General features: G+C 70.0%; 13 protein-coding genes and 1 pseudogene. 6 read left to right on the forward strand and 8 right to left on the reverse strand.

Annotated features, from left to right (window positions below; translation table 11 throughout):
• The 8 genes and pseudogenes from ACXJLU_RS30800 to ACXJLU_RS30835 form a co-directional block, all read right to left on the reverse strand.
• A pseudogene (locus ACXJLU_RS30800) lies at positions 1-425 on the reverse strand (hypothetical protein); the annotation flags it as partial.
• Positions 426-439: 14 nt separating this feature from the next.
• Entirely contained in the window at positions 440-940 is a 501-nt protein-coding gene (locus ACXJLU_RS30805) for a DUF6484 domain-containing protein (RefSeq protein ID WP_457337573.1), read from the reverse strand.
• Between the two features lie 159 nt (positions 941-1,099).
• Complete coding sequence (locus ACXJLU_RS30810) at positions 1,100-2,596, reverse strand: tripartite tricarboxylate transporter permease (protein ID WP_457337574.1); 1,497 nt, start codon at positions 2,594-2,596, stop codon at positions 1,100-1,102.
• Between the two features lie 10 nt (positions 2,597-2,606).
• Complete coding sequence (locus ACXJLU_RS30815; protein ID WP_457337575.1) at positions 2,607-3,032, reverse strand: tripartite tricarboxylate transporter TctB family protein; 426 nt, start codon at positions 3,030-3,032, stop codon at positions 2,607-2,609.
• Positions 3,033-3,097: 65 nt separating this feature from the next.
• On the reverse strand, positions 3,098-4,519 hold the full coding sequence (locus tag ACXJLU_RS30820) for a sensor histidine kinase (RefSeq protein WP_457337576.1): 1,422 nt from the start codon (positions 4,517-4,519) through the stop codon (positions 3,098-3,100).
• Positions 4,516-5,214, reverse strand: a complete 699-nt coding sequence (locus ACXJLU_RS30825) for a response regulator transcription factor (RefSeq protein WP_457337577.1) — start codon at positions 5,212-5,214, stop codon at positions 4,516-4,518. The genes ACXJLU_RS30820 and ACXJLU_RS30825 overlap by 4 nt, the downstream gene beginning before the upstream one ends.
• A gap of 60 nt (positions 5,215-5,274) precedes the next feature.
• A complete protein-coding gene (locus tag ACXJLU_RS30830; protein WP_457337578.1) occupies positions 5,275-5,676 on the reverse strand; it encodes a type II toxin-antitoxin system VapC family toxin in 402 nt (133 codons plus the stop codon).
• Positions 5,677-5,679: 3 nt separating this feature from the next.
• Positions 5,680-5,955, reverse strand: a complete 276-nt coding sequence (locus ACXJLU_RS30835; RefSeq protein ID WP_457337579.1) for an antitoxin — start codon at positions 5,953-5,955, stop codon at positions 5,680-5,682.
• Positions 5,956-6,361: 406 nt separating this feature from the next.
• Here ACXJLU_RS30835 and ACXJLU_RS30840 point away from each other — a divergent pair, with 406 nt between their 5' ends.
• The 6 genes from ACXJLU_RS30840 to ACXJLU_RS30865 all read left to right on the forward strand — a co-directional run.
• Positions 6,362-7,732, forward strand: coding sequence for a sigma-54 interaction domain-containing protein (locus ACXJLU_RS30840; protein WP_457337580.1), 1,371 nt, complete (start codon positions 6,362-6,364; stop codon positions 7,730-7,732).
• A 209-nt stretch (positions 7,733-7,941) separates the two neighbouring features.
• Positions 7,942-8,226 (forward strand): hypothetical protein, encoded by a 285-nt coding sequence (locus tag ACXJLU_RS30845; RefSeq protein WP_457337581.1) that lies wholly within the window; start codon positions 7,942-7,944, stop codon positions 8,224-8,226.
• Between the two features lie 8 nt (positions 8,227-8,234).
• Positions 8,235-10,193, forward strand: a complete 1,959-nt coding sequence (locus ACXJLU_RS30850) for a phage tail sheath family protein (RefSeq protein ID WP_457337582.1) — start codon at positions 8,235-8,237, stop codon at positions 10,191-10,193.
• Positions 10,194-10,214: 21 nt separating this feature from the next.
• A complete protein-coding gene (locus ACXJLU_RS30855; RefSeq protein WP_457337583.1) occupies positions 10,215-10,724 on the forward strand; it encodes a phage tail protein in 510 nt (169 codons plus the stop codon).
• Between the two features lie 6 nt (positions 10,725-10,730).
• On the forward strand, positions 10,731-11,519 hold the full coding sequence (locus ACXJLU_RS30860; RefSeq protein ID WP_457337584.1) for a hypothetical protein: 789 nt from the start codon (positions 10,731-10,733) through the stop codon (positions 11,517-11,519).
• Positions 11,516-12,294: hypothetical protein (locus ACXJLU_RS30865; RefSeq protein ID WP_457337585.1), on the forward strand; the 779-nt coding region annotated here is incomplete at its 3' end. The genes ACXJLU_RS30860 and ACXJLU_RS30865, both read left to right, overlap by 4 nt.

Raw genomic sequence — 12,294 nt, forward strand, 5'->3', positions numbered from 1 at the left:
AGCGTGTCGCGCAGGCGCTCCGGCTCGATCCAGGCGAGCGCGGCGACCAGCGCCTGCGTGAAGGCGGGCGTGGCCAGGCCGCATTGCAGCGCCAGGCGCATGCGCTGCGGCTGTTGCTCGCGGAAGGCCAGCCAGGCGACGACGAAACAGGCGCCGGCGTCGCCGCTCTCGAGCGCGCGGCAGGCCAGCTGCCAGCCGGTGTCGCCGGCGGTGTGCACGCCCTCGAGATGGGCGGTCACGCGCTCGTCGAGGCGGGCCAGGTGGAGCAGCTTGTAGTGCGGTGCGGCGAGGGCCCGCTCGCGCAGCATCCACAGCGTGGCGGCCTGGCCGACATGCTCTTCCACCACCGGGCGGTTGACCAGGCGGGTGATCTCGGACGGCGCGAAGCCGATTGGCTGAAGGGGGGCGGCGGTATTCACGCTCATTCCGTCGCGCTCATTCAGTTCAGCTGAACAGAACCCCCGCGCACATGGTTGGCGCCGACCGCCTGCGTGATGACGGTCTCGCCCCGGATCTCGACCCGGCCATCGCTGCGCAGCACGATGCTCGATTCGCCGCAGCGCAACACCAGCTGGTGGCGAGCCGACACCGTCATGCGCTCGCCGTCGGCCGAGACCTCGACGTTGCCGACGCTCTCGCGCAGCGGCCAGCCTTCGTCACCGCCGAGCACGCCGAGCACGATCGGGCGGCGCAGGTCGCCGCCTTCGTGGCCCATCACGACCCGGCGGCCCACGTGGGCGCCGTGCAGGTCGACGGCCGACTGCGCGGGCAGGGCGGGCCCGTCCGACGCGTCGACGACGGCCACCAGCGGCGTGCGGCCTTCGTTCGTGAAACCGACCAGCCGCCCGACCACGAGGCCCGCGGCAGGCGCGTGGATGCGCGCATCGAGGAGGCTGTCGGATGGCAGCGGCGGCAGGGGCACTGGGTCGCGGGCGCTCATGAGGATCCTTGCGTGCGGGAGCAGGGGCAATGTCCACAACGCGACAACGGCACAGCGACCGGGGCCGGACATCGATTCGCCGGCAGGATTGCGCACCGGAGCCGGGGCGTAAAGCGACCAAAGTCACGCCCGGGTTCTCTCCTGCTCCTGCTCCTGCTCCTACGCCGGTTGCGCCTGCGGCGCGCGCGCCTTCATCATGAACACCGCGAACTGCCACACGATGAACACCGCGATCAGCCCCATCAGCGTCGCGCTGATCGGCCGCGTGACGAACGCGCTGAAACTGCCGCGGCTCAGCAGCATCGCGCGCCGGAAGTTCTCCTCCAGCATCGGCCCCAGGATGAAGCCCAGCATCAGCGGCGCCGCGTCCATGTCGAGGCGCGAGAACAGGTAGCCGCCGAGGCCGAACGCCGCCGTGACGAAGATGTCGTCGAGGTTGTTGTTGACGCTGTAGGTGCCGATGCAGCAGAAGAACAGGATCGACGGGAACAGCACGCTGTACGGGATCTTGAACACCGACAGCCAGTAGCGCACCAGCGGCACGTTCAGGATCAGCAGGAAACAGTTGCCCACCCACATGCTGGCCACCAGCCCCCAGAACAGGTCCGGGTGCCCGGCGATCATGTTCGGCCCCGGCTGGATGCCCTTGATCACGAAGGCCGCCATCATCAGCGCCATCACCGCGTTCTCCGGGATGCCGATGCTCATCAGCGGGATGAAGCTGGTGCGGGCGGCGGCCTCGTCGGCCGCGGCCTGGCCGGCCACGCCCTCGATCGCGCCGGAGCCGATCTCGTGGCGGTACTTGCTGACCTTCTTGTCGAGCGCGTAGGCCGCGAACTGCGCGATCACCGGCCCGCCGCCCGGCAGGATGCCGAGGAACGAACCGACCACGCTGCCGCGCAGCGCGCTCGGGATGATCCGCTTGAACTCGGCCCAGGTCGGCATCAGCTTGATGGTGCCGTTGAAGGGCGAGCGCTCCTCGCGCGAATCGAGGTTCTTCGTGATCTCGGCGATGCCGAAGCAACCGAGCGCGACGCTGACGAGACCGACGCCGTCGGCCAGCATCGGCAGGTCCCAGGTGTAGCGCTGCACGCCGCTGTTCACGTCGGTGCCGATCTGCCCGAGCAGCACGCCGATCAGGCACATCGCCATGCCGTTCAGCAGGCTGCCGGTGGTCACGAAGCTGACGCAGACGAAGCCGACCAGCATCAGCGCGCAGTAGTCGGCCGGGCCGAACAGGAAGGCCACCTCGCCGAGGCTGGGCGCCAGGAAGGTCAGCACGACGATCGCCACCGTGCCGCCGATGAAGCTGGACACGCCGGCGGTGAACAGCGCGAGGCCCGTCTTGCCCTTCAGCGTCATCTGGTAGCCGTCGATGCAGGCCACGATGCTGCTGGCATGCGGGATCTTCATCGTGATCGCGCTGACGCTGTCGCCGTACTGCGCACCGTAGTAGATGCCGGCCAGCATGATCAGCGCGCCGTTGGTGGGAATGGAATACGTCAGCGGCAGCAGCAGGCTGATGGTGGCCAGCGGCCCGAGGCCCGGCAGCAGGCCGACCAGCGTGCCCACCGTGCAACCGATGGCGCAGAACAGCAGGTTCTGCATCGTCAGCGCGTGGCTGAAACCGAAGGCGAGGTTGTGCAGGAGATCCATGGTCGGTGCCTCAGTACAGGTTGAGGCTCAGGCCGAGCAGTTTCTGGAAGGCCAGCGCCACCAGGAACAGGCCGACCGACACCTTGAGGTTGCGCACGATCGAGTACTTCGCCGTGCCGGCGAAGCCCGAGATGAACACCATCGCGACGATGCCGGCCGTCATGTCCAGCACCCGCGAGACCAGCGCGAACGCGCACAGGGCGGACAGCAGCAGCGCGATGTTGACCGGGTTGAACTCGAAGCGCGGGCCGGTGACGACGCGCGACCGCACCAGCGTGGCCAGCGCGATCAGCAGCAGCAGCACGCTGACCATCAGCGGGAACAGCCCGGCACCGGCGCGGGCGAAATCGCCGATCGGGTAGCGCAGCGCGCCGAGTCCGAAAGCCAGCGCGATGGCGGCCAGGAAGAGTCCCCGAGCAAGGTTTCTGTCGATCATGGTGGCTCCGTCAGAGGAGGCCCACTCTAGGCAGTGAGCCCTCTGCAGACGCCATCGGTTTTTACCTACGACAGGTTGGCGACAGGTTCAGCGGGGCTGCGCGGAAGCGTCACGGTGGCCGCCAGGCCGCGGCCCTCGGCGCCGGGCCGCAGCACGGCATCGCCGCCATGCAGGCGCGCGATGTCGCGCACGATGGCCAAGCCGAGACCGGTGCCCAGCCCGCCGGCACCGGCGCCGCGGCGGAACCGGTCCCAGACCTGCGGCAGTTCGTCGGCGGGCAGGCCGCGGCCGTCGTCGATCACTTCCAGCAGCGAACGTTCGGGCTCGCCGCGCGTTCGCACGGTGATGCGGGATCCGGCGCCCGCATGCTCGATCGCGTTGTGGATCAGGTTGCCGAGCAGCTCGCGCAGCAGCAGCGCGTCGCCGTCGACGAGCGCGGGCTCGAGATCGAAGCCGAGGTCCTGCCCGGCAGCGAGCGCGGGCCGCAGCCAGTCGTCGGCCGACTGCGCGGCCAGCGCGGCAAGGTCGATGCGCGCGAGCGGCGTGCCGGCCCCGAGGGCCGCGCCGTCGGCACGCGCCAGCGTCAGCAGCTGCTGCACCAGGTGCGCGCCGCGCTCGGCGGCCGCGTGCAGCCGCAGCAGCGTCGGCTGCAGTTCGGGCGGGCAGGCCTGCGCCAGCGCCTGGGCCGATTCCACGCGCAAGGTCGACAGCGGCGTGCGCAGCTGATGCGCGGCGTCTTCGACGAACGCGCGCTGCGCCGAGGCCGCCAGGCGCAGCCGTGCGAACAGGTCGTTCAGCGCCGCCACGAAGGGCGCGACCTCGCGCGGCACGGTGTCCGGCTCGATCGGATCGAGCCGCTGCAGCGAGCGCGATCCGATCTCGACCGATGCGCGCTGCAGCGGGCGCAGGCCGCGCTGCACCGCCACCACCGACAGCAGCCCCAGCGACAGCGCCAGCAGCACGGCCGCGGCCAGCGCGGCCCAGGCCACCGCGCGTTCGGCATCCTCGCGCTTGCCGAGCGACTCGGCGACCAGGATCGTGCAGACCTGCGCCGGCTCGCCGCAGCGCGCCCCGAAGGCGGCCGCGCGCATGTGCCGGCCGCGCAGCGTGGCATTGAAGAAGCGCCATTGCCCGGCCTGCAGCACCGGGGACAGCGCGAGCAGCGCGGCGTCGCCACCGAGCGGCCGGCCTTGCGCGTCGCCGACGACGAAGGCCACCTCGTCGACCAGGTCGGCCCGCAGCGCGCGCAGCGTCTGCGCACTGAGCGGCAGCGTCGCCTGGCCGTCGTGCACTTCGAGGATGCCGGTCAGCGCGACCGCGGTGTCGGTCAGCGCGCGGTCCAGGCCGTCGAGCGCCGGGCGCACCGCGAGCGCATAGACCACCGCGGCCGACAAGGGCACCAGCGCGACCAGCGGCAGGATCAGCCAGCGCAGCAGCGTGCGGCGCAGGCTGCTCGCGGGCACGGTCGGCACCATCGGCACCGTCACGCGTCGTCCCCCGCGTCGAGCAGGTAGCCGAGGCCGCGCACGGTGCGCAGGCGCACGCCTGCTGGTTCGATCTTCGTGCGCAAGCGCGACACCAGCAGGTCGAGTGCGTTGTCGGAGGTAGCGCCGCTCCAGCCCGGCACCAGCGTGACGAGCTGCTCGCGCTGCACCACGCGCCCGGCCTTCAGCATCAGGTACTGCAGGATGTCGCACTCGCGGCGCGAGAGCTTCACCGGCTCGTCGCCTGACGCGTCGCTCAACGCGTCGCCTACCCAGGCGCGCAGCGCCTTCGGATCGAAGCGTAGCCGGCCCACCGACAGCACCTCGGCCACGCGGTTCTCGTGGCGGCGGGTGAGGGCGCGCAGCCGCGCGACCAGCTCGACCGGCGCGAACGGCTTGACGAGGTAGTCGTCGGCGCCGACCTCGAGCCCGTGCACCCGCTGCTCGACGGTGTCGCGCGCCGTCAGCATCAGCACCGGCAGCCGCGAGCCTTGCGCGCGCACGCGCCGCAGCGTCTCCAGCCCGTCGATGCCGGGCAGGCCGATGTCGAGGATCAAGGCGTCGTAGTCGTCGCGCATCAGCGAGGCCGGCACCGGCTCGCCGAGCGGGCTGATGTCGACCCGCCAGCCTTGCGCGCCGAGCGCGCCCGCGATCGACGCGGCGAGGGGCTGGTCGTCTTCGACCAGCAGGATCAGCATGAGAACGCAGCCTCTGGAACCGCGGACAAGTTGAAGTCGACCACCGGCGACATCAGAAGCTCAGCCCTGGATCCAGTTGACGACCTTCAGCCCTGCCACCTGACGGAAGTGCTTCTCGTTGTTCGTGACGACCGCCGCTTTCAGTGACAGCGCATGCGCCGCGATCATTTCGTCGTACGGGCCGATCGGGCGACCGCTCAGGCGCAACTGGGCACGCAAGCTGCCGTGGCGGTCTGCCGCTAGCATGTCCCATGGTTCGCAGCGCACGCACTCCAGGAATTCGTCGACCAGCGCTTCAAGGCGGGGGGCTGGTGCCGCCAGTGCGACTCCGAAGCGCAATTCGGCATAGGTGATCGCAGAGATGCAGACATCGGCCGGGTCGAGGGCCGCCAATTTGCTGTCGGCGCCGGACTGCTTTTTGATCACCGCGCTGCAGATGTTCGTATCCAGCATGTAGAGCATCCGTCACTCTTTCCAATCGGAGAACGGATCGCGCTCTTGCGGCGCGACGGATCGGTCGGCAAGGAAGTCATCCGGAACGACTCCCGCGTGCTTGTCTCGCAGTGCGAAGAAATTTGCCCAGCTCTTCGCCGGTCGGCTGGACAGGACCACGTCACCGGTTCGGGGGTCGCGCCGGACATACACCTCCGACACATCGAAGCGGAACTCCGCCGGCAAGCGAACGGCTTGGCTGCCGCCGTTCATGAAGATCCTGGCCGTCTTTGCAGCATCGCCTTTCATGATGGGGACCTCGTCGAAAATATATACGGATGTAGATATTAACGAAATCCATCCGGCCGGGCAAGACAGCGCAGCCCATTCCGCCTCTTCAAGACCGTCCCAATGCGGATCGGCTGGGGCCTGGGCATCTCACGCAGCGTCTGCTTGGTGCCGCCGCGATGTTCAACGACGAGCATCCCGTCTTGCGTCTTCATCACGACGCCGCGCCTTTCCAAACCCTCGTCGTGTGCGCCCCCATCCATCCCCAACATGAAGGACAAGCCGCCTCCACGGCTTGAGCTAGGGATGTCCGTGCGCGAAGATCTTCCGAAGAATCCGCTTCCGACCCCCACAAGACTTCAGGGAGGACACATGACTGTCCTGGTCTTTGCGATCGATGGCGTGCCGCTGCGGCGGCCATGCCCCCATGACTGCACCGCGTTGCACCGTTGCCGCCTGCCACGCGCATGACGCGCTCGCGCAGGCGCTGAGCGGCGTCATCGCGGCGGCCGAGCTGTTCAGCGTCGGCCGCCATGCGTTGTCGCTGTGCGATGCGGACTGCGACCTGCTGGTACCGATCGTCGATGCGGGCAACGTCGCCCGCATGGCCGGCGACATCGCGCTGTGGCGGCACGGCCATCCGCATGCGAGCGTGGTGCCGGCGGTCATCGATCTGTCGCAATCGCAGCTGCTCGACCTGATGACCAGCGGCGCGTTCGACTTCACCAGCCTGCCCGGCGACGACGCCGCGATGCTGGTGCGGCTGCAGCGTGCGGCCGGCCTGCTGCCTGCTCAACCGTTGTCGCCGCAGCCGATGCCGCCGCACCTGGTGGCGTCCCCCGCGCTGCGCGAACTGGTCGGCAGCAGCCCGGCCTTCGTCAAGCAGCTCGCGCTGCTGCCGGGCATCGCCGGTTGCGACGCCGGCGTGCTGATCCTCGGCGAGACCGGCAGCGGCAAGGAGATCTATGCCCGCGCCATCCACTACAGCTCGGCGCGCGCGACCCGGCCGCTGGTGGCGGTGAACTGCGGCGCGATCCCGGCCGAACTGCTCGAAAGCGAGCTGTTCGGCCATGTGCGCGGCGCCTTCACGCATGCGCACACGGCGCGTGCCGGGCTCGTGCGCGAGGCGCAGGGCGGCACGCTGTTCCTCGACGAGGTCGATTCGCTGCCGGCACCGGCCCAGTCGAAGCTGCTGCGCTTCCTGCAGGAGATGGAGTTCCGCCCGGTCGGCGGCGACACGGTGCAGAACGCCGACGTGCGCGTGATCGCGGCCAGCAACCAGGACCTGCCCGGCCTGGTGGAGCGCGGGCTGTTCCGGCGCGACCTCTACTTCCGGCTGCACGTGCTCAGCGTCACGCTGCCGCCGCTGCGCGAGCGTGCCGAAGACATCGTGACGCTCGCGCTGCGTTTCATCCAGCAGTGCGCCGCGCAGAACCGCCGGCCCACGCTCGGCCTGTCGCCGCAGGCGATGCGGCGCCTGCTGGCGCACGACTGGCCGGGCAACGTGCGCGAGCTGAAGCACGTGATCGAGCGCGCGGTGCTGCTGGCCGACCACGCGACCATCCAGGAAGACGACCTGGAGCTGCCGGCGCATGGCGCGCCGCTGGACGCCGACGAATCGTTCCGCGCCGCCAAGTCGCGCATGGTCGACGCCTTCGAGCGCTGCTACATCGAGCGCCTGCTGGCCGCGAGCGGCGGCAACATCACGCAGGCCGCCGAGATGGCCAAGAAGAACCGGCGCGCGTTCTTCGAGCTGATCCGCAAGCACGAGATCTGCACCGAGCGATTCAGGGCCTGAGCAGGACATTCGCGCGCATCTGCGCGGACAAATTTGTCCACGCGATTCCCCACAGCAGAGAAGGCACCAACGACCCGATCGCGCGGCTTGGCGCGTGGACAAATTCATCCACACCGCAGGTCCCGACCACGGCGTTTCTCCCCGCAAACGCCCCTCGAAAAGCATGGCACCGCTCTTGCGATGAAGAGCCTCAACAGGCCGCAGCCGCCATGAACGCCAACGATCCGGTCGAGGAGATTGTCCGAGCCTTGTCGCGGTACCTGCGCCTGAACCCGCTCGCGTCCGACACGCTGGAAGGCATCACGCAATGGTGGCTCACTGCCGACGACTTCACCGACACCGAGTTGCAGCAGGCGCTGCAGCGGCTGGTCGATGCCGGCGCCGTCGAGGCGGTGCCGGCGGCCGATGGCCGGGTGCGCTATCGGCGCTCCGCGCTGAACGCGAGCGTCGACGCGCAGCTTGACCGATTCATTGCCGGACCGCGTATTCCCTAGGAGGCCCCATGGTGCAAGTGACTTATCCAGGCGTCTACATCCAGGAAGTGTCGAGCGGGGTGCACACGATCACCAGCGTGGGCACCTCCATCACCGCCTTCATCGACTTCTTCCGCGAAGGGCCGCTCGACGAGGCGACCGAGATCTTCGGCATGGCCGATTTCCAGCGCATCTTCGGCGGGCTGGACGACCGCAGCGACGCAAGCTATGCGCTCGCGCAGTACTTCCTGAACGGCGGCAGCTCGGCCTACGTGATCCGTGTCGCCGGCACCGGCACCGGCACCGGCGCGGTCATCCTGCGCGTCGACGCCGCCGGCGGCAGCACCCAGCTGCTGCGCGCCGATGCGGCCAGTCCCGGCCTGTGGGGCAACACACTGCGCATCGACGTCGACCACAACGTCGACGACCCGGCCGGAAAGCTCTTCAACCTGGTGGTGGCGCGCTACGACGGCCCGGGCCCGCGTGCCAAGCCGCTGGGCGTCGAGCGCTACCTCAACGTCACGCTCGACAGCACCAAGCCGCGCTATGCGGTGAGCGTGGTGAATGCCAATTCCCACCTGGTGCGGCTGACCCACCTGGTCTCGAGCGACGTGCGGCCCGCCGCCACCGGAACCGTCAGCGGTGCGCTCGACACGCTGCTCACGACCGACTACGACGGCCTCAGTGCCGACAAGATCGACATCACCGTCACCACGGCCGCCGGCGCCACAGTGTCGACCGCGACGCTGGACACCTGGGTCGCCGGCAGCGTCACCACCCTCAAGCAGCTGCGGCCGCGGCTGGAGGATGCGGTGCACAAGGCCGCCCCGGCGCAGGACGCGCTCTCGGGCGCCAGCGTCGAGATTGTCGGCAACCGCCTGCGCATCGTTGCCGGCCGCAACGGCAAGGACTACGACCCCAGCGCCGTTCTCAGCTTCGCGAACGGCGGCGGCGACACCGCGGCGACCGTGCTGAAGCTGGTGACCGCCGCCAATGCCGGCATCCAGCAGTACGCCCTCGGCCTGGCCACCAGCGCCGGGGCGCAGACAGCCTCGACGGTCGGTGCGGACGGCGGCCTGCCCGGGGCGCTGCAGATCGTCGGCAATCCGGCGCTGTTCACCGGCCTGTACGCCCTGGACCGCGTGGACCTGTTCAACATCCTGTGCATCCCGCGCGCGGTCGCCAAGGACATCGCCGCCACCCCGGCGCAGATCGACGCGATCTACAGCCCGGCGCTCGCGTTCTGCGAACGCAAGCGCGCGTTCCTGCTGATCGACGTGCCGGAAGACATCGACGAGGTGGCCGAGGCCAAGGACTGGCTCGACGACCACGCGACGCTGCGCCACCGCAATGCTGCCATCTACTTCCCTCGCACGCAGATTCCCGACCCGGTGAACGACTTCCGGCTGCGCTCGGTGGCCGCCAGCGGCACGATGGCCGGCATCTTCGCGCGCACCGACAACCAGCGCGGTGTCTGGAAGGCGCCGGCCGGCGTCGAGGCGGTGCTCAACGGCGTGGTGCAGCTCGACATCCGCCTCACCGATGCCGAGAACGGCGTGCTCAACCCGCTGGCCATCAACTGCCTGCGCACCTTCCCGGTCTACGGTGGCGTGGCCTGGGGCGCGCGCACGCTGGTCGGCGCGGACCAGCTGGCGTCGGAATGGAAATACGTGCCGATCCGCCGGCTCGCGCTGATGCTCGAGGAGTCGCTCTTCCGCGGCAGCAAGTGGGTGGTGTTCGAGCCGAACGACGAGCCGCTGTGGGCCAAGGTCCGGCTCAACGTCGGCGCCTACATGAACTCGCTGTTCCGCCAGGGCGCCTTCCAGGGCGCCACGCCGAAGGAAGCCTTCTTCGTCAAGTGCGACGCCGAGACCACCACCCAGGACGACCGCAACAAGGGCATCGTGAACATCCAGGTCGGCTTCGCGCCCCTGAAGCCCGCCGAGTTCGTCGTCATCAGCATCCAGCAGATCGCTGGCGATCTCTAAACCCTGCGCGGAGAACCAGCCATGGCAAACACAGGCTTCGTCGTCAACGCCACGCGCGTCGACCCCTACAAGAACTTCAAGTTCCGGGTGCTGTGGGACGGCAAGACCGTGCTCGGCGTGTCCAAGGTCGGCTCGCTGAAGCGCACCACCGAGGTCGTCAAGCACCGCAGCGGCGGCCAGAACAGCTACGACCACAAGTCGCCCGGGCGCTCGTCGTACGACGCGGTCACGCTGGAGCGCGGCATCACCCACGACCTGGAGTTCGAGAAATGGGCCAACGCGGTGTCCAGCTACGCCGGCGATTCGGTGATGGACCTGGCCGGCTACAAGAAAGACCTGACGCTGGAGGTGCTGAACGAGAAGAGCCAGGTCGCGATCCGCTACTTCCTGTTCCGCTGCTGGGTCAGCGAGTTCACGACGCTGCCCGACCTCGACGCGAACGCCAACGCGACCGCGATCGAGCACCTGAAGATCGAGCTCGAAGGCTGGGCGCGCGATGTCGACACGCCCGAGCCGAGCGAGGCGGGCTGAGCGGCCATGCACGCCGTGGCATTTGCGTCATCGACCGCCGGCTGGCAGGCGCGCGCCTTCGGGAGCGGCGCCGATGACGTGGCGGTCGCGTTCGACGCGGCCGAGCCGGGCAGCGCGACCACGGCGGTGCTCGCGGCCTGCCTGAGCGATGGCGACGGCCGCGCGCTTCCGAGCGACGAGGCCTGGGACTGGACGCTGAACCGGCGCCTGCACGGGCTGATCGCGGTGCGGCTGGCGGCGGGTGACGCGAGCCTCGAACTGCAGGCGCCGTGCGGGGCCTGCGGCGAGCCGATGGCGTTGCCGCTCGACGTGGCCAGCCTCGGCAGCGAACCGGCCGCGCCGCGTTTTGCGTGGCGCGATGCGCAGGGCGTGGAGTTCCGCCTGCGCCTGCCGTGCGGGCGCGACCTGCGGCAGTGGCGCGACCGTGCGTCGCTGTCTCCGATGGCGCTCGCCCGCACGCTCGTCGAGGCAATCGACGACCGGTCGGTGGAAGAGGGCGTGCCGTGGAGCGCCGACGCCTTGCCCGCACTCGACGACGCCTTCGAAGCACACGACCCGCTGACGGCGCTGCGGCTGCAGGCTGGCTGCCCGTCCTGTGGCCAAGTCAACGACGTGGCCTGCGACCTGGAGGCGGCGTTGCTGGCCGGCTTCGCGGGGCGCCAGGCGGCGCTGCTCGACGAGGTGGCGCGGCTGGCCGGCAGCTTCCACTGGAGCGAGGCCGAGATCCTGGCGCTGCCGCACTGGCGGCGTGCGCAGTACCTGCGGCGCATCGACGGTGCCGGGAGCTGGGCATGAGCGGGTATTTCGCGCGGCTGATGGCCAAGGCGACACCGGTCGCGGCGGCGCCGCGGGCTGCCTCGGCGGTCGCGCCGCTGGAGCAGGTGGTGGAGGTCGAGTCGGTGCCGGTCGGCGTGGCGCGGCCGGTGGCGTCGGCCCCCGCCGAGGTGGCGCGTGGGGTCGAGCAGGCGGTGTCGAGCGCGCCGGGACCGACGGTGCAGCGCGAAGGGTTGCCTGCAGCGTTGTCCTCGATGCCTCTGCCTGCATCGATGCCGGCGCGGAGCGAACCGCAGGGTCGCGAGGCGCCGGTGCGGGGCACCCCGACGCAGGCCTTGTCATCGACCGCGCCTCGCAGCGAATTGCCCACGTCGCTGACCCCATCGCTCGCGCAGCCGGTGAGCTCGACGCTGCCTGGCATCGAGACCGCGCTGCCGGGGCTGCAGACGATCCACACCGAGACGCGCATCCCACCGGAGGCGGGTGTGTCGACACCCTCTGCCGTGCGATCCGTCGACGTGCTCGACCTGCAGGCGACGCTCCCCATGCAGACCGCCACCCACGCGACGGCCGACGCCGCGGCACGCGCGACGCCTGTCATCATCTCCGGCGCTCCTTCCCACGCGATCGACGCAGCACCGTCCTCGTTCGTCCGCGCCGACGCCGTCGCCACCCCGCTGGCGCCACTCACCCCGTCCCGCCGCGACTCCCCCGCGCGCCCGGACGTGCACATCGGCACCGTCTCGCTCGAAGTGCGCCTGCCGCCGCCCGCCGCCCCCGCCGCGCGCCCCGCGCC

It is taken from the genome of Rhizobacter sp. P5_C2, assembly GCF_054049715.1.